This window comes from Nostoc sp. ChiQUE02, assembly GCF_034531305.2.
Taxonomy (GTDB): Bacteria; Cyanobacteriota; Cyanobacteriia; order Cyanobacteriales; family Nostocaceae; genus Nostoc.
The window spans coordinates 117,534-134,603 of the sequence record NZ_JAVRBN020000001.1 but is presented as its reverse complement, the minus strand read 5'-3'; the positions used below and the strand labels follow the sequence as shown (position 1 = coordinate 134,603).

Genomic DNA, 17,070 nt, shown 5'->3' with positions numbered 1-17,070 from the left:
AGTCTAGATACTCAGAACTCAGAAGTAGTGGTTTGGATGGCGAGACGTCTGGCGATCGCGTGGGAATAGCGATCGTTCATATCTTCGATCCTAACTTTGATTAAGGCTTGGTTATCAGTAGTGAAAACCCCCAAACCCGTCTCAAAATTACGAACCTTACCCAGTTTTTGCCACTCTTGACCCAGATGTTCCTGTAAGTATGATTCCCAAATTTCTTGTTGTGCTGATGCTACAGAAACTAAAATCCTGGCACCACCTTCGGCAAATAGCACTTCATCTAGTCGGTTTAACTGCGTTGGTGCTATTTCTAAATTGATTTCGGCACCAAAGTTGCCAGCAATACAAGATTCTGCTAAAGCGATCGCTACTCCGCCTTCAGCACAATCATGGGCTGAACGTACCCAACTATTACGAATTCCTTCACGACAAACTTTCTGAACGCGGCGTTCCAAGTCAAAATCTACCCGTGGTGGTTTTCCAGCAACAGTCCCGTGGATAGCGGCTAAATACTCAGATGCTCCCAAACTGTTTTGGGATGCCAGAGGTAATCCGAGAAGATAAATCACATCGCCAGATGCTTGCCAACCTTGACCACAAATTTTAGTTATATCAGGAATCAAGCCCACCATACCCACAACAGGAGTGGGATAAATGGGTTGTGGAATGCCTTGGGAATCGAGGGTTTCATTGTACAAAGAAACATTTCCGCCTGTGACGGGTGTCGCTAATTCTCGACAAGCATCTGCCAAACCGCGACAAGCTTCTGCCAATTGCCAGTAACCAATCGGTTTTTCTGGAGAGCCAAAATTCAGGTTATCTGTCACCGCCAGAGGTTCTGCACCCACACAGCTAAGATTGCGTGCAGCTTCTGCCACCACTGCCTTCGCTCCCTCATAAGGATCAAGATAAACATAACGAGGATTGCAATCTACCGTCGCCGCCACCCCTAATTTTAGATTTGGGAGTTGAGATTTTAGATTGGGGATTTCTTCTAGGGGACGCAAACGGATAACAGCCGCATCTGCACCACCTGGCAGTATTACCGTATTATTCTGTACTTGATGGTCGTACTGACGATATACCCAGCTTTTAGAAGCGATCGTGGGTATATCGAGCAAAGTTAACAGAATATCATTCCAACTTTGCAGGTTTCCTTGGAGTTCTATTCCAGCAATTGTGCAAGGAGGTAAGGAATCAGGAGTCCATTCCCAAGCTTGACGGGCATATTCTGGTGCTTCTGCTAACAACTCTCGCTGATATAGTGGGGTATTCTCCGCCAAAGCCTCAGCCGGAATTTCTGCTGCTACTTTACCCTGGAAGAGAATCCGCACTATCGGTTCAGCGATGACTGTACCAGCGACTACCGCTTGAAGTCCCCAACGGTGGAAAATATCGATTAATTCCTGCTCACGCCCCTTGTGGGCAACAAACAGCATTCGTTCTTGAGATTCCGAAAGCAGATATTCATAGGGAACCATCCCCGTCTCCCGCACGGGAATCTTATCTAAATCTAGTTCAATTCCCACACCACCTTTTGCCGCCATCTCTGAGGTAGAACAGGTGATCCCCGCTGCTCCCATATCTTGGGCGGCGACAACTGCACCTGTCTTAAAAGCCTCCAGACAAGCTTCAATTAACGACTTTTCCAAAAAGGGATCGCCCACTTGCACAGCAGGGCGATCGTCTATGGATTGATCGCTCAATTCTGCACTAGCAAAACTCGCGCCTCCCATACCGTCGCGCCCAGTGGTAGAACCAACATACAGCACGGGGTTGCCTAAGCCAGATGCTCCAGATTTGACGATTTCTGATGTTTCCATCAACCCTAGTGCCATAACGTTCACCAGAGGATTTCCAGAGTAAGCAGAGTCAAAGTAAACTTCGCCGCCAACGGTGGGTACTCCCACACAGTTACCATAATGAGAGATTCCTGCCACTACGCCTTGGAACAGCCTTTGAGTTTTGGCATCTTCTAAGGAACCGAAGCGCAGTGAGTTTAATAGGGCAATGGGACGCGCACCCATTGTAAAAATATCTCTGAGAATACCTCCGACTCCCGTTGCCGCTCCTTGAAAGGGTTCGACTGCTGAAGGGTGGTTGTGGGATTCAATCTTAAAGGCTAGTTGGAGTCCGTCACCCAAATCTACAACACCAGCATTTTCACCAGGCCCCACGAGAATGCGGGGCCCATCGGTGGGAAATTGTTTGAGTAGAGGTCGAGAATTTTTGTAACAGCAATGCTCTGACCACATCACCCCAAACATTCCCAGTTCAGCTTTGTTGGGATGACGTCCTAACCGACGGACAATTTCTGCGTATTCTTCTGGTTTAAGACCTTCAGCAGCGATTTCTTGAGGGGAAAAGAAAGCAGGAGATGTGGCAGTCATGGAAATTATGCACCAATTGTACAGAGCATTATTCTATCGATTTACTTGCCCTGTAAGTGCAGTTCTAGAAATCCAGATAACTCTTATTTGGAAATTTCCCTTTGAACAAGCAGGATTACCAAGTTCGGCTTCATAGTTACCCCGCTCAGTTTGCTGTGGGACATTATAGAATCAGTTTTGCTGCCAATTCTAGCCTGTAGGAGCGATCCAATGGCTAGCTGTGACGCTGTTACCAGATGAAACTTATTTTTGAGATGGGCCAGTACAACCCCAGAATGCGCTCAACAAGATTGTTCTAAGCATGAGGTAGATAAGATGAAGACGCATTTTCCACCAAATGCTTTATTTTTTATAAATAACTTGACTTTTTAAGATCAGTGAAATTCCTAGCTCCTGAACTTACATAAATCTACTCTTACTCAGAGATTATTCGGCTATATGCAGTTTAGCTGTAACAATCAAGTGACGAGAATCACACCTATCTATGATTAGGATCGTCTTCCTGCGATCGCTAACTAGGCATAATTAGTGACAACTGAACTCTAGCCGAGTCATTAATAGGGAACACACTTAATTGCCGACAGCCTTAATCAAGGACTGTCGCTTTTTTATGTCCGTATTCCCTGATAAATGCCCAATACCCCATAAATATACCCAATAAAATTTCCCCACAACTGGTTGGTAACTTGACAGAGAATTTGCCACAGCCACTACCAAATGTGGGGAAGGTATGATCAAATTGAGGATCTTATGCCTATCGAGTGCTAATATCTTGCACTCACTCTAGTAGACCAGAAATATACTCCTAGAACCAGCACAGACTTTGTATTAAGACATCGCTTGAATGATGTAATCAAAGTAGGGCGCTGCTTCGGCAGCGTCTTCTGCACTCAGTAAGCTAAGGGAGGCTGTTTTGAGGGAATTGATCGCTTCTACCATTCCAGGCACAGGAACGCCCAATGAATTGTACATTTCCCGCACGCCAATCAAACCGATTTTTTCAATTGGCTCTTTATCGCCGGCAAGCACGCCATAGGTAATTAGACGTAAGTACCAGCCGAAATCACGGATACATAGAGAGCGCTGGCGTTCACCGTAAGCATTACCGCCAGGGGAGATAAAGTCAGGACGTTTCTGCCAAAGTTGTTTGGTTGCTTCCTGAACTATCTTTTTTTCGTTTTCGGCTAAGGTAGCCGCAATCCGCGTCCGTTGTACGCCGGTTTGCAAAAAGTCTTTGATATTTTTAAGTTCGCCACTGCTGGGATAACGCAGTTCGTCGTCAGCTTTGAGAATAACTTGGCTAATTACAGTCATGATGATTGAAATCACCTGAAATATTATCTGTTAGTTTAGCGAGTCGGAGGTACACAAGTGAAGGGATCGGAGCTACTTATGTATTGAATTTATCTATTTGGCAAGATGAGGGAGTAAGGAATGTGTAAGAAGCAGGGGAGCAGGGGTAGGGGGCAAGGGGGAGAATAAAAAATTACCTCTTTCCCCTCTACTCCAACCTTTGTGCCCCTCTGTCTCTTTCCAATGACGACCAATAACTAATGACTAATGACTAATGACCAATGACAAAAATAATTTGGCAACAGGGTGAATTAATCAAAGTGACGATCGCTAACCTGAGTGATACAGGTGATGGAGTGGGACGCGCTGATGAGCGTGTAGTGTTTGTCCCAGATACTGTTCCAGGCGATCGCGCCATTGTCCGCTTGGTACATGTTAAACCCAAATACGCCCACGGGAAGCTCCAGCAGCTATTGGAACCATCCCCCCACCGGATCAGACCTAGTTGTATTGTGGCGGATAAATGCGGTGGTTGCCAGTGGCAGCATATTAATTATAATTACCAGCTAGTGGCCAAGCAAAATCAAGTTATCCAAGCTTTAGAACGCATTGGCGGTTTTGCCCAACCACCAGTAGATCCGGTACTTGCCGCCCCTTCTGCTTTCGGCTACCGTAATAAATCTACATATCCTCTGGGTACATCGGCAACAGGACAGGTACAAGCTGGTTACTACCAAAAAGGTAGTCACCAATTAATTAACTTAAATCAATGTCCAGTCCAAGACTCACGATTAAATCCCTTACTTGCGGAAGTGAAGCAGGACATCCAACAACGGGGTTGGCAAATTTATGATGAACAGCGCCACCTTGGACAAATTCGCCATCTTGGTTTACGGATTGGCCGACACACTGGAGAAATGTTGCTGACTTTGGTGGTGAAAGACTGGAATTTATCAGGAATTGAAACCCAAGCCCAGGAATGGTTAAAGCGCTATCCGCAGTTAGTGGGAGTGTCGCTCAATCGCAATGGCGATCGCACAAATGCTATCTTTGGATCAGAAACCCGTTGCATCGCTGGAGTCCCCCACCTGCGTGAAAATTTTGCTGGACTGGAATTTCAAGTACGCCCAGATACATTTTTCCAAGTGTATACAGAAACAGCAGAGGCACTATTGCAGATAATTCAATCAGAACTCAATCTTCAAGGGCATGAGTTGCTAGTTGATGCCTACTGTGGTATTGGGACTTTAACTTTACCCCTCGCCAAAAAAGTCCGTCAAGCTACAGGATTAGAAGTGCAAGCAGCAGCAGTGGAACAAGCTATTTTGAATGCCCAACGCAACGGAATTGATAATGTGACATTCCAAGTCGGGGCAGTAGAGAAATTGCTTCCAAAAATGGGCACAATACCAGAAGTAGTAATACTCGATCCGCCACGTAAGGGGTGCGATCGCGCTGTCATAGATACTTTACGGCAATTGAAACCATCTCGGATCGTTTACGTCAGCTGTAAAGTAGCCACCCTCGCCCGCGACCTAAAATTACTTTGTCAAGATGGGCAATATACTATCACACGGGTGCAACCTGCCGATTTTTTTCCTCAAACGGCTCATGTTGAAGCTGCCGCTTTTCTTGTGCTATCACATTTGGACAAGGGGTAGTAAGTCCTTTAAAAAAAACTGAAATTTGAAATTGGTAGTCTAGTGCATACTAAAGATGCTAAGATTGAATTAAGCTAAAAATAGAAATTCATTTTGTTTAAAGAAATTCAAGTTGCATAGGTTCTTAAAAATATGAAGTGGATTGTGTAAATTACAAATCGGCAATTAACTAGAGTATGCCAATACTCTCTTAAATTACTAGCATCTTTTTAAGTTGCTGACTTCATTATCAAACTTATTCCAGCCGCTATATATTTAAGCCAATCCCAACTCATATATATATAGAGCCAATGCTCCCTAGCATTTTCAAAATTTAGTTTTAAAGACGCAAGTTTGAAGGCAGCATGACCACCTCAAGTTTTATCAGGGTGCCTGTAATAGCAAACTGATGTCTAGCTAACTGAAAGCTATGGGGTTTCTCTTGTGATTACAATTTCACTCCGTCCAGTTGGACGTTATTGGGGCACTATTAGTTTTGCCTCAACCCTCTATCTTTGTCCAATATTAGATTTACTGTTGGCAGAAATTCCAGCAAAGTTACAAGCAGAATTGCGGCTAGGACTTCAAGAAGCCCTAGTAAACGCAGCTAAACATGGCAATAATCTCGATCCAAGTAAAACAGTTGTAGTCCGTTTTTCCTTAATAGATAATCAATATTGGTGGATAATATCAGACCAGGGTAGCGGCTTTAGTCCTTCATCTATTAGTGATGAAGAGCCAACAGACTATTTACCACCAGATGAATCAGAAAGTGGTCGTGGTTTATGCCTTCTGCATCAAATTTTTGATCAGGTGGAGTGGAACCGCAAAGGGACAGAATTGAGGCTTTGTAAACAAATGGAAAATCGCCGAGGATTATCTCTGCGACGGTAACGTAATTAGGAGTTAAGAGTTAAAAGTTAGGAGTTGAATAATAATTCATAACTCCTAACTCTTAACTCTTAACTTTTGCCGTGAGTCGGACAGGGAGGGGCAGAAATGGAGCGATCTAACCAACCAATTGCTTGTTCTAATCTAGCTTGAGCTTCTTGTGGCTGATTCTTTAAAAGATACACAATCGCTGCTGCCACTTGTTCATTAGCGCGGGAATTGCGGTTAGACTTGAGGCGATGCCAATCGTTAGGGGAAATGCTCAGTCTTTCCATGAGGGCTTGAGCTAGTTCCAGAGTACTAAGTTCATTCAGTTGACTGGTTTTCGGCAGCTGGGTAGATTGGGACATAACTATTGGCACATTTGCATTTACTTCTACTGTACTACCTGTAAATGAAGCCGCCTAAACAATCACAGCCGTCAGCAGAAAATCCAGAACCAGATTTTGAACAAGAATTAGAAGAAGTAGAGCGATCGCTCCTGTCCTTAAAAGAACGTTACGATCAAGTGCAACGCGATCGCCAGCAACAGGCACAATGGCAACAGCGCCGGGATCAACTAAAGCACAATAAATCTCAGACACCAGAAATCAAAGCAGAGTTACGGCACATTCAACAGCAGTTGGAAAGGCTAGAAGTGAACTTAGAAAGCCAGTTATTTTCTTGGCGTAGCCTCAAAAAACCTTTCTGGCAAGTCGTCCGCTTTGGTGGAATGGGCGTTATCATAGGCTGGATATTAAAGTCTTATGCTGGGTAAATATGGTAAATCGACGGATTGCAGAAATATTGCGAAGTGGCCAACCTGATGAGTCCCTCCAAGTTCAAGGCTGGGTGAGGACGAAACGCGAGTCCAAAGGGTTTGCTTTTATTGAAGTCAATGACGGCTCATCACTAGCTAATTTGCAAGTCGTCATTAATCAGGATTTGCCAGATTACGAAGCTATATTGAAAAAATTAAATACAGGTGCTGCTGTAGAGGTCACAGGGGTACTAGTAGCTTCTCTTGGTAAAGGACAGCGGATTGAGTTGAAAGCCGAGTCCGTGAAAGTTTACGGTGAAGCTGATCCCGATACATATCCCCTGCAAAAGAAACGCCATTCCTTTGAGTTTCTGCGAACCATTGGACATTTGCGATCGCGTACCAATTCCTTTGGTGCAGTTTTCCGTGTCAGAAATGCTTGTTCGGCAGCAATTCACCAATTTTTCCAAGAAAGAGGCTTTTTGTGGGTACACACACCGATCATCACTGCTAGCGACTGCGAAGGCGCGGGTGAACTGTTTAGCGTTACCAGTTTAGATTTAAAGAATATTCCCCGCATAGAAAACCAAGCAGTAGATTACAGCCAAGACTTTTTTGCTAAACCCACATATTTAACAGTTAGCGGCCAGTTGGAAGCGGAAGTGATGGCGATGGCGTTTAGTAACGTCTACACCTTTGGCCCTACCTTCCGTGCAGAAAATTCCAATACCTCGCGCCACCTAGCAGAATTTTGGATGGTTGAGCCAGAAATGGCTTTTTGTGACTTAGAAGGCGATATGGATTTGGCTGAAGCGTTTCTCAAACACATTTTTAAATATGTGTTGGAAACTTGCCCAGAAGATATGGAATTTTTCAATGAACGCATTGATAAATCTGTGTTGGCGACAGCCGAAAATATTATTAATAATCAGTTTGAACGCTTAACTTACACAGAAGCGATCGCACTTTTAGAAAAAGCTGATGTTAAATTTGAATATCCAGTGAGTTGGGGTTTAGATTTACAATCAGAACACGAACGCTACCTAGCTGAACAATTATTTAAAAAGCCTGCGATCGTTACAGATTATCCAGCGCAAATCAAAGCTTTTTATATGCGCTTGAACGACGATGAAAAAACCGTCCGCGCAATGGATATTCTCGCACCCAAAATTGGCGAAATTGTCGGTGGTTCCCAGCGCGAAGAACGTTTAGAAGTTTTAGAACGCCGTGTGTTAGCGCAAGGGTTAAACCCAGAAGACTTGTGGTGGTATCTTGATTTGCGCCGTTATGGTACTGTTCCCCATGCGGGTTTTGGACTAGGTTTTGAACGACTTGTGCAATTTATGACTGGTATGGGAAATATTCGTGATGTGATTCCGTTCCCGCGTACACCACAAAGTGCTGAGTTTTAGTTTAAATTTTAGACCTGTTATCGCGTCTACACAAAGCAATTCCGTCTGCGCGGATTAATAAAAACATTGAAACCTGCATTCGCGGGTTTCAATGTTTTTATAGCCACGTATTTTCTAAAACTATTAATTAAGATTAAGATTTTTGAATCTCCTCTTGTAAAACTTGAACTTGCTCAATAGATAATTCAGTAACTTGAGCAATTTGCTCTAAACTCATTCCAATTCGCAACAAATTTAAAGCCAACTTTCTTGTTGTTTCTGCTTTCCCTTCGGCTTTGCCTTTAGCTTCCCCTTTCGCTTCGCCTTCTTCTAGGATTTGTTGATAAATGACTTATTCGCGCATAATCTCACTCCTTAAAATCTTGCTAATTACGTTTTTATTTAACACCAGACCTGCTAATATGCCACTGGCAGCAGCTATATTTCTTTGTAGCTGGCGATGGCTAATTGCTTCAACTGCTTTGGCTACTTGGGTTAATACCATTGTAGGATCGTTTGTCTGACTTAGCACGGCAAAGGGCAATAGGCCTGGAATACTCATAAACCTGTCTGTCGGTTGTTCCCACAGGCGTATTACCTCAAACTGATGGTAAGTCTTGTTTAATTTAAAACTGTTTTCACTGACTAATTGTGAACTTGTCTTTCTCAAATAGATTACTATTTGGCGCATTTCTTTGTTAGGAACTGACCCACAGTTACGGCAAATAAGGTTGTTTGCATTTACTGCGTCAACAGGTTTTGGGCAATAAGGATTTATACAATAGATCATTACACAGAAGTAAATATCCTAAAAAATCGATTATTATTGATATCTAAACAGAAGACTAAATCTATAAGGTTCTATTAATAGAGTTCCCTAAAATTTTGACAAAGTAACATATATAGCATTTCTCACTTCAGTATTAAATTTCATACCCAATAAATTAGGGTTACAACAATTGTTGTAACCCTAATTTATTGGGTATATTCAAGCTGATCGAAAAGCACTATAAAATAACAATTAACCTCATAACTACCGAATTATGAGCAATTCTTCACATTTACTACATCTAGATTAATGGTTTGCCAAGGCAAATACTTTCTTGCTTGCCTGGGTGGGATAAGTGGCGCTAGTGTTAAAAGAAATCGTGCAAAACAAAACTTTCATCCCAGAAGTCGAGTAGGAAGCTAGAATGGCAATTCCAAATAAACAAGTAAAATCTAATACTGATATTTTAGATAATAGGCGCACCCAAACTCGCATCCAGGTTCGCATTCCTAAAGACTTGCATGAGGAACCAGTCATTTCACGACTGGTTTCTCAGTATGGTGTCACAGTCATTATTGCTGATGCTCTGGTAAGCGCAAACGTGCCACAATATAGCTGCTTCGATCTGGAACTGCGAGGTACTGTTTCTCAGATTGAAAGCGCCCTAACTTACCTAGATGAACTGGATTTAGAAGTTTTGCACCAATCTAGCCCTGAAGAAGATGGGTGGTAAATCTTAGTTAGGAGTTAGGAGTTAGGAGTTAAAAAATTCATAATTCATAACTCCTAACTTTTAACTCTTAACTTTGTTTAAGCCATTTGATTTTCAATCGCCCACCGCGCTAGTTCAGTGCGGTTGTGGAGATTGGTTTTGCCCAACATATTGGACACATGGCTTTCAACCGTGCGCTGACTAACATTGAGTTCTTCAGCAATTTCCCGGTTAGCTAAACCCCTAGCAACAAACTGGACTACTTTCAGTTCGGTTGGGGTTAACTGCACATCGAAGGGAACCTGGATACGGGAACCGTTTTCGCCTCCTTTTGCTTGGTGTTCTTTCCAACGGATAGTTTGTTTCAGCGAGGATTCAACTTGCGCTACGAGTTCTTCTGGCTCAAAGGGCTTGACCATATAAACATCAGCACCTTTATTCAGACCCTTAACTCGGTCTGCACTTTGTCCCTTAGCTGAAAGGAAAAGAACCGGAATCCAGCTGGTGCGTTCGTTTTGCCGGACTTGTTCCACAAAAGTATATCCGTCCATTTCCGGCATCATCACATCGCAGATGATCATGTCTGGAACATCTTGCTCTAAAATTTCCAGAGCTTCACGTCCATTTTCGGCGGTGATGACTTCATATCCCCGGAATTCCAAGTAATCCTTCACCAGCAAGATGAGGTTAGGGTCATCATCAATCAATAGAAGTCGTTTGTGATCTTTCATGCTGGGCTCTTTCATAGCAGTGGCACTTGTCGCGCTTCGGTCCATCAAAGTCTTGAATATTTATCCTCTATGGTGGGTTATTCGAGATGTTGTCCTTTTTCCTACTTAACTTGCCTTTGCTGTCTCGAAGTCTCAAAAATGCCGAGCACTTTCAAGAGACTAGTAGCTGGATAGCAAAAGTCCAGCAAGGATACGTATAGCAGTAGTATCTATAATGCGCTATTATATATCGCATTGAAAGTGGCGGGCGAAAAAACACTGATTAAATAATAATCCTTCTGACTCACAAGTAAGTATTGGCTTAAAGATGACCCTACCTCAAAACCAACCCGCACTTTCTTAAAGCTTACTGCTGTACCATATCCTTCGGTTGTTAAGCCTCTATGAGGTGTTCACAAGAAACTGGGGAAGTTTCTGGCAAAGGATGGGTTCAAAATGCATATTCTTGCATATTCTTCTACCACCTTATTGCCTATTAAGTGTTCTTGGATGATCCGCTCAATAACTTCCGGGTTTGCTTGGCGATACCAGACACCATCAGGGTAAACCACTATTATGGGTCTAGAACAAGAAACACGCAAGCAGTTGGCTTTAGTTTTATAGACACAAATGGGATGACTCTGTTGCGGCTCATCAAGTTTTAACTCTTTAAGTCGCTTTTTTAGTATTCCCAGGATTCCAGACTAGCTCGTTTTGAGCAGCAATTGGCAATTGTCTGGTCAGCGCAAATGAAAATGTACCGCTGAATTTTTGCAAGTCCTAAACTTTCTACACAATTACTCAGGGTCTTACATTCTAGGGATTTAGTGGTTTTGGGGATTTGATGGCTGGACTGGATTACTGTATTGTTACTCATCGAGCGGCTCCCTGATTACAGTTCTATAACAATTTCCAAGCTTTGCAAATAAAGTTGCTGAGAAAGGGAATGAGGAAAATTTTTATAACTCCTAACTCCTAACTCCTAATTCCCCACTCCCTACTCTCTTCGTAACTTACGGAACAGAACCCGAAAGGTAGAAATAATTAAGCATTTATACTTAAGTACATCTATGACTCTCTAGTTCGGGAACCCGTACTCAAGGAATTCTTGCCATTGGACGCCACTTTTCGGTAGATTAGCACTCAGGAGTTGAGAGTGCTAAACTCTGGAGAAAATAATTATGGCAGCTTTATCTCTAAGCGTTTCTACAGTTAAGCCTTTGAGCGATCGCGTTTTCGTAAAAGTGAGCGCCTCTGAGGAAAAGACCGCAGGTGGTCTGTATTTGCCCGACACCGCCAAGGAAAAGCCCCAGGTAGGGGAAGTAGTCGCCCTTGGTCCTGGCAAGCGTAATGATGACGGTAGCCGTCAGGAATTGGAAATTAAAGTCGGCGATAAGGTGCTGTACTCTAAGTACGCTGGCACTGATATCAAGCTCGGCACCGAAGAATATGTACTGCTTTCTGAAAAAGATATTTTAGCAGTTGTTATCTAGTGGGGAGTGGGGAATAGGGAATAGGGAATGTCAAAGACAATGCCCAATGCCCAATGCCCAATGCCCAATTCAAGAAAAAAATTGACTTACTCCCGGAATTTAGACACCTATGGCAAAGCGCATTATCTACAACGAAAACGCCCGTCGCGCCTTGGAACGAGGCATTGACATCCTGGCTGAGGCTGTAGCTGTTACCCTTGGCCCAAAAGGTCGTAACGTAGTCCTAGAAAAGAAATTTGGCGCACCGCAAATTGTGAATGACGGTGTAACCATTGCCAAAGAAATCGAATTAGAAGATCACATTGAAAACACTGGTGTAGCTCTGATTCGTCAAGCTGCTTCTAAGACCAACGATGCTGCGGGCGATGGCACCACCACTGCCACCGTTTTAGCTCATGCGATCGTCAAAGAAGGCTTGCGGAACGTTGCAGCTGGTGCTAACGCAATTTCCCTGAAGCGCGGTATTGACAAAGCTACTGCCTTCTTGGTAGAAAAAATTGCTGAACACGCCCGTCCAGTGGAAGATTCCAAAGCCATTGCCCAAGTTGGTGCGATCTCGGCTGGTAATGACGAAGAAGTTGGTCAGATGATTGCCCAAGCAATGGATAAGGTGGGCAAAGAAGGCGTAATTTCCCTAGAAGAAGGGAAATCTATGTTCACCGAGTTGGAAATCACTGAAGGGATGCGCTTTGACAAAGGCTACATCTCTCCCTATTTTGCCACCGATGCTGAACGGATGGAAGCGGTTTTTGATGAGCCTTTCCTCCTGCTAACCGATAAGAAAATCGCTTTGGTACAAGACCTCGTACCAGTGTTAGAGCAAGTAGCCCGTGCTGGTCGTCCTTTGGTGATTATCGCCGAAGATATCGAAAAAGAAGCTTTGGCAACCTTGGTAGTAAACCGTTTACGCGGTGTACTCAACGTGGCTGCTGTTAAGGCTCCTGGCTTTGGCGATCGCCGCAAAGCACTGCTAGAAGACATCGCTGTTTTAACTGGTGGTCAACTAATCACCGAAGATGCTGGTTTGAAGCTAGATAACACCAAGCTGGATAGCTTGGGTAAAGCTCGCCGGATCACCATCACCAAGGACAGCACCACAATTGTTGCCGAAGGTAACGAAGCTGCTGTTAAGGCTCGTGTCGAACAGATTCGTCGTCAAATCGAAGAAACCGAATCTTCTTACGACAAAGAGAAATTACAAGAGCGTCTTGCTAAACTCTCTGGTGGTGTTGCTGTAGTGAAAGTGGGTGCAGCGACCGAAACCGAAATGAAAGACAAGAAGCTGCGCCTAGAAGACGCTATCAACGCCACCAAAGCTGCTGTGGAAGAAGGTATTGTTCCTGGCGGCGGTACAACTTTGGCTCATCTTGCTCCTGAATTGGAAGTTTGGGCAAAGAGCAATCTTAAGGATGAAGAGTTGATTGGTGCGTTGATTGTCGTTCGCGCCTTACCTGCACCTCTGAAGCGGATTGCTGAAAACGCCGGTCAGAATGGTGCTGTGATCGCTGAACGCGTGAAAGAGAAAGACTTCAACGTTGGCTACAACGCTGCGACAAACGAATTCGTAGATTTGTTAGCTGCTGGTATTGTTGACCCTGCTAAAGTGACTCGTTCTGCTCTGCAAAACGCTGCTTCCATCGCTGGTATGGTGTTGACAACCGAATGTATTATAGTTGACAAGCCTGAGCCTAAAGATAGCGCTCCTGCTGGCGCTGGTGCTGGTGGCGGCGACTTCGATTACTAATACTTTGTAGTTACATTATTTTTAGTAAAACAGCTGCTTTCCTTGTGGAGGCGGCTTTTTTTTGTGTCAAGATTCAGGTGTTTCAAACGAAAAAATAACAAAATGGAAGATTACCAAGCCGCTTTTATGCAGCGTCACTGTGATACTGAAATATTATGTAGAAAAGAATCGGAAAGAAGAGTAGCCGCTATGCACTTTGGAGGTGTAACCATTGAGTGTTTATTAAAAGCAATGATTTTTGCTACCTTAGCAAAGGGTGCAACTCAGGAATGGAAGACAGATTCTACTAATCCTGGGCATACTATTACTAATCCGGGACATAGTTACATAGAAGCATTAAATCGGCACAATCGACTTAAATCTAGAATTGCTCATTTTCCTGAAGTGCGAAAATGGCTTAATGAAGTGGAAAATCCAAATAGCCAAAATTTTATAGATATGCGTTATTGTGGCCTTGAGCCTGATGATGAAAGTTACAAAGGCTGGTTAAAAGCTTATCAGAATCTTAAGAGGTGGTTACAAAAGCAAGCTACTCAACTTTAAAGAGGTGGTCAAATGCAAGAAAATTGGCAGGTTTTGCTAAAGCAGGAAATTGCAAACCAATATGTGCATAATTCACAAGAATGGGTTGATTTAAATATTTCTACATCAGGTTTATTGAATTTGACTATTGTAAGCGATCGCTTTATTGATTTATCTATTCCTCAGAGGAAAGAAGAAAGTTTTAATTTACTTAAATCAAAAGTTCCTCATTTATCTCCTGGGTTTATTTCTTTATATACGCCTCAAGAAGCAGATTCACTAAATCTTTCAGCACCACAGGCTTTTAATACAGCTTCAGTACAAACTTGGCAAGATTTAGCAATTCAAGCAGCAAATCCGCAAAATCAACCTCAACTTCCCCAGCCTGAACCCAGTTTACCCAGAACCGTAACCTTTTATTCCTTTAAAGGAGGAGTAGGTAGAACTACTGCATTAACCCATGTTGCTTCAATTTTGGCAGTACGTGGTCTTAAAGTCGTAGCCGTGGATTTAGATTTAGAAGCACCTGGCTTGAGTACAGCATTCAACCTCAAGCCACAACCAAAGTATGGAATAGTTGACTATTTTTATGAGCGTTCCTACTTACCAGAAGACGTAGAACCAAGTATTACAATTGCTGAAATATTTGGCGAAGTGAAAATCTCTAACGCCACAGGAAGATTATTTGTTGTTCCCGCTGGTTGTCTTAATCTTGATTATGTCTCCAAAGTTGATGATCTTCATGCTACTACTATTATTGATGGAAATCAAAGTCTTTGGTCTTTTTTCAAACGTGAAATTTACGAACAATTAAAACCTGATATTATCTTAATTGATTCGAGAACTGGAATCAATCAATGGGGAGCTTTATCATTAATTCAAGCAGCTGACGAAGCAATTATATTTCTTTTTCCTAACGAACAAAATAAACAAGGAATAGAACTACTAATCCAATCACTGCAAGGGCTAAAAAATTTATCAATTAATTTTGTTTTTTCTCCTGTTCCTGATGTTACTGAGATTGGTTTGTCGAAAGTAAAACAAATTTGGTACTCATTGCTGAACAGATTAAATACGGGAACAAATGAAAACTATGAAACAGATGAAGATGAGCCAGATTTAGATAATTCTCAAACTCCAATAGAAAAACTTTTAGTAGTCCCTTATCTTTTGCCAATCGCTTTGGCTGATAGCTATCCTGTACAAGGTATGCAAGATTACTACACAAAAATTGCTAACTTAATTGATGAAAAAACTGATGAACTCAAACGTAGCAATGTTTTAAATACAATAGATCATCGGTGGAATATTATTGAAAGTCTGCAATTTCCTGAAGTAAATGCTGCTGATCCAAGACAAGATTTGAATCTATTATTTCAGCGTACTACTGATTTTGAAAGATTTTTAGACGATACAACCTGCCTAGTTAGAGGGCGAAAAGGCACTGGAAAAACTGCACTTTATTGGCTTTTTCTAAAACACAAAAGTGTTGCTCAAAAACTAGCTCATGGACGGTTAGATAATACTGTATTTTTGTCAGCACATGGTAGATTTCAGGAAAGTCGCCCATCTCGTGATGAATTTCAAATCATCCATCAAACTTTACAACAAAATAGAGGCACATGGGAAGCTTTCTGGAGAGCTTATTTACTACTTAGATGTCATCAGGAAAATTTGTTTAACTTTCCTAAAGGAAAGAAAAGTGCAAAGTATAGTGAATTGAGAAAAATTATTAATAATTTACCTAAAGAAAGATGGCAGTCTGAATCTACTCAAGTTTTGTTAGAATTATCTACTAACTCTGAACTACGGCTCATAGTCAAAGATGCCATAGATATTCTGCTTAATGAAGAAGCCAAAAATAATTCTCAAAAACTGTGGTTTCTTTACGATGATTTAGATGAAGATTTTCCTGAAGTAGGAGGAATAAGACAGCAAGCACTCACTGGATTATTTCAATTAGTGCAATCTTGTGATGCTAACAGATTAACAGAAATTAGATTTAAAATCTTTTTAAGAGAAGATATATGGAATCGTTTAAGTTTTGACAATAAAAGCCATTTTACTGGACGGGATATTATCTTACAGTGGACTAGGATTGATTTTTTACGATTAGCACTTCGTCAAACAATACAATCTGAAGATTTCAAGAATTTGGTTGACCGTATTTCTCCTGTCGCTTTTGAAAGTATTGATCAAGCTACAGAAGAGGCAATTGATAAAGCCTTAGAATTACTATGGGGAAGTCGTCGCCGAGGTGGAAATAGAGCTAAAAATGTATCTCGATGGGTTTATGAACGATTAACAGACTCAAGTAGCACTACTTTTCCTCGGAGTTTAAGTATATTACTGAAAGGAGCAAAAGAACAAGAACTAAGCTATAAGGGGCAATCATCAAGCAAATTTCGTACAGACCGTCTACTTCAAGGAAAATCCTTAGAATTTGGTTTGAAAAAAGCATCAGAAAAGCGGTGTGAAGAAATTAAAGAGGAGTACCCTGATTTGACTAAATTTTTTGATTCTCTTAAGGGTAAATTAGCCTTCTTATCTAAAGAACAGTTACAAACAGTATGGCAAGAGTCAGCACATGATATAGCAGACTTTGAAGAATTTGCTTCTTTTTTAAGTGAAATTGGCATTATTGAATGGCGTGAAAAAGAGAAACGCTATAAGGTTGCTGATATCTATGTATATGGTTTTGAAATGGATCGTAGAGGCGCGGTATAAAAATATTTTTGATTTTATATTTCAGGTTATATAGAACTTATCGCAGGTTTGA

At 42.1% G+C, this 17,070-nt stretch carries 15 protein-coding genes and 1 pseudogene; 9 read left to right on the top strand and 7 right to left on the bottom strand.

Annotated elements, in window-relative coordinates:
• Positions 1-11 precede the first annotated feature (11 nt).
• The gene (gene purL / locus RM347_RS00615) at positions 12-2,387 is read right to left on the bottom strand and encodes a phosphoribosylformylglycinamidine synthase subunit PurL (protein ID WP_322722124.1); all 2,376 of its coding nucleotides are present in this window, start codon (positions 2,385-2,387) and stop codon (positions 12-14) included.
• 828 nt (positions 2,388-3,215) lie between these two features.
• Positions 3,216-3,701, bottom strand: coding sequence for an allophycocyanin subunit alpha-B (locus tag RM347_RS00610; RefSeq protein WP_094348587.1), 486 nt, complete (start codon positions 3,699-3,701; stop codon positions 3,216-3,218).
• 260 nt (positions 3,702-3,961) lie between these two features.
• On the opposite strand from RM347_RS00610, the gene rlmD reads away from it, so the two are divergent.
• Both rlmD and RM347_RS00600 read left to right on the top strand, forming a co-directional pair.
• Positions 3,962-5,341 (top strand): 23S rRNA (uracil(1939)-C(5))-methyltransferase RlmD, encoded by a 1,380-nt coding sequence (gene rlmD, locus RM347_RS00605; protein WP_322722122.1) that lies wholly within the window; start codon positions 3,962-3,964, stop codon positions 5,339-5,341.
• 423 nt (positions 5,342-5,764) lie between these two features.
• A complete protein-coding gene (locus tag RM347_RS00600; RefSeq protein ID WP_322722121.1) occupies positions 5,765-6,214 on the top strand; it encodes an ATP-binding protein in 450 nt (149 codons plus the stop codon).
• A gap of 68 nt (positions 6,215-6,282) precedes the next feature.
• On the opposite strand, the gene RM347_RS00595 is transcribed toward RM347_RS00600, so the two are convergent.
• Positions 6,283-6,561: a DUF6439 family protein gene (locus tag RM347_RS00595; RefSeq protein WP_094328229.1), complete on the bottom strand. Its 279-nt coding sequence runs from the start codon at positions 6,559-6,561 to the stop codon at positions 6,283-6,285.
• A 44-nt stretch (positions 6,562-6,605) separates the two neighbouring features.
• Here RM347_RS00595 and RM347_RS00590 point away from each other — a divergent pair, with 44 nt between their 5' ends.
• A complete protein-coding gene (locus RM347_RS00590) occupies positions 6,606-6,968 on the top strand; it encodes a hypothetical protein (RefSeq protein WP_322722120.1) in 363 nt (120 codons plus the stop codon).
• 2 nt (positions 6,969-6,970) lie between these two features.
• Positions 6,971-8,362: an asparagine--tRNA ligase gene (asnS, locus tag RM347_RS00585; protein WP_322722118.1), complete on the top strand. Its 1,392-nt coding sequence runs from the start codon at positions 6,971-6,973 to the stop codon at positions 8,360-8,362.
• 331 nt (positions 8,363-8,693) lie between these two features.
• Here asnS and RM347_RS00580 read toward each other — a convergent pair whose 3' ends face one another.
• Positions 8,694-8,903 carry a hypothetical protein gene (locus tag RM347_RS00580; RefSeq protein ID WP_322722117.1) on the bottom strand — a complete coding sequence of 70 codons (210 nt, stop codon included), beginning with the start codon at positions 8,901-8,903 and terminating at the stop codon, positions 8,694-8,696.
• A 153-nt stretch (positions 8,904-9,056) separates the two neighbouring features.
• A pseudogene (locus tag RM347_RS00575) lies at positions 9,057-9,131 on the bottom strand (hypothetical protein); the annotation flags it as partial.
• A 403-nt stretch (positions 9,132-9,534) separates the two neighbouring features.
• On the opposite strand from RM347_RS00575, the gene RM347_RS00570 reads away from it, so the two are divergent.
• Complete coding sequence (locus RM347_RS00570; protein ID WP_322722116.1) at positions 9,535-9,843, top strand: NIL domain-containing protein; 309 nt, start codon at positions 9,535-9,537, stop codon at positions 9,841-9,843.
• A gap of 77 nt (positions 9,844-9,920) precedes the next feature.
• Here RM347_RS00570 and RM347_RS00565 read toward each other — a convergent pair whose 3' ends face one another.
• The gene (locus RM347_RS00565) at positions 9,921-10,598 is read right to left on the bottom strand and encodes a response regulator transcription factor (protein WP_012407592.1); all 678 of its coding nucleotides are present in this window, start codon (positions 10,596-10,598) and stop codon (positions 9,921-9,923) included.
• A gap of 347 nt (positions 10,599-10,945) precedes the next feature.
• Positions 10,946-11,104: a (2Fe-2S) ferredoxin domain-containing protein gene (locus RM347_RS00560; protein ID WP_322722115.1), complete on the bottom strand. Its 159-nt coding sequence runs from the start codon at positions 11,102-11,104 to the stop codon at positions 10,946-10,948.
• A gap of 609 nt (positions 11,105-11,713) precedes the next feature.
• On the opposite strand from RM347_RS00560, the gene groES reads away from it, so the two are divergent.
• From groES to RM347_RS00540, 4 genes are all read left to right on the top strand, one after another.
• A complete protein-coding gene (groES, locus tag RM347_RS00555; protein WP_292766180.1) occupies positions 11,714-12,025 on the top strand; it encodes a co-chaperone GroES in 312 nt (103 codons plus the stop codon).
• Positions 12,026-12,134: 109 nt separating this feature from the next.
• On the top strand, positions 12,135-13,769 hold the full coding sequence (gene groL, locus RM347_RS00550) for a chaperonin GroEL (protein ID WP_322722114.1): 1,635 nt from the start codon (positions 12,135-12,137) through the stop codon (positions 13,767-13,769).
• A gap of 102 nt (positions 13,770-13,871) precedes the next feature.
• A complete protein-coding gene (locus RM347_RS00545) occupies positions 13,872-14,312 on the top strand; it encodes a hypothetical protein (protein ID WP_322722112.1) in 441 nt (146 codons plus the stop codon).
• A gap of 12 nt (positions 14,313-14,324) precedes the next feature.
• Positions 14,325-17,018: a ParA family protein gene (locus RM347_RS00540; protein ID WP_322722111.1), complete on the top strand. Its 2,694-nt coding sequence runs from the start codon at positions 14,325-14,327 to the stop codon at positions 17,016-17,018.
• Positions 17,019-17,070: the final 52 nt, after the last annotated feature.

What these genes read in the sequence shown, in the direction of transcription:
- purL (WP_322722124.1), bottom strand. Translation starts at nt 2,387, where the DNA reads ATGACTGCCACATCTCCTGCTTTCTTTTCCCCTCAAGAAATCGCTGCT.
- RM347_RS00610 (WP_094348587.1), bottom strand. Translation starts at nt 3,701, where the DNA reads ATGACTGTAATTAGCCAAGTTATTCTCAAAGCTGACGACGAACTGCGT.
- rlmD (WP_322722122.1), top strand. Translation starts at nt 3,962, where the DNA reads ATGACAAAAATAATTTGGCAACAGGGTGAATTAATCAAAGTGACGATC.
- RM347_RS00595 (WP_094328229.1), bottom strand. Translation starts at nt 6,561, where the DNA reads ATGTCCCAATCTACCCAGCTGCCGAAAACCAGTCAACTGAATGAACTT.
- RM347_RS00590 (WP_322722120.1), top strand. Translation starts at nt 6,606, where the DNA reads ATGAAGCCGCCTAAACAATCACAGCCGTCAGCAGAAAATCCAGAACCA.
- asnS (WP_322722118.1), top strand. Translation starts at nt 6,971, where the DNA reads ATGGTAAATCGACGGATTGCAGAAATATTGCGAAGTGGCCAACCTGAT.
- RM347_RS00580 (WP_322722117.1), bottom strand. Translation starts at nt 8,903, where the DNA reads ATGAGTATTCCAGGCCTATTGCCCTTTGCCGTGCTAAGTCAGACAAAC.
- RM347_RS00570 (WP_322722116.1), top strand. Translation starts at nt 9,535, where the DNA reads ATGGCAATTCCAAATAAACAAGTAAAATCTAATACTGATATTTTAGAT.
- RM347_RS00565 (WP_012407592.1), bottom strand. Translation starts at nt 10,598, where the DNA reads ATGGACCGAAGCGCGACAAGTGCCACTGCTATGAAAGAGCCCAGCATG.
- groES (WP_292766180.1), top strand. Translation starts at nt 11,714, where the DNA reads ATGGCAGCTTTATCTCTAAGCGTTTCTACAGTTAAGCCTTTGAGCGAT.
- groL (WP_322722114.1), top strand. Translation starts at nt 12,135, where the DNA reads ATGGCAAAGCGCATTATCTACAACGAAAACGCCCGTCGCGCCTTGGAA.
- RM347_RS00545 (WP_322722112.1), top strand. Translation starts at nt 13,872, where the DNA reads ATGGAAGATTACCAAGCCGCTTTTATGCAGCGTCACTGTGATACTGAA.
- RM347_RS00540 (WP_322722111.1), top strand. Translation starts at nt 14,325, where the DNA reads ATGCAAGAAAATTGGCAGGTTTTGCTAAAGCAGGAAATTGCAAACCAA.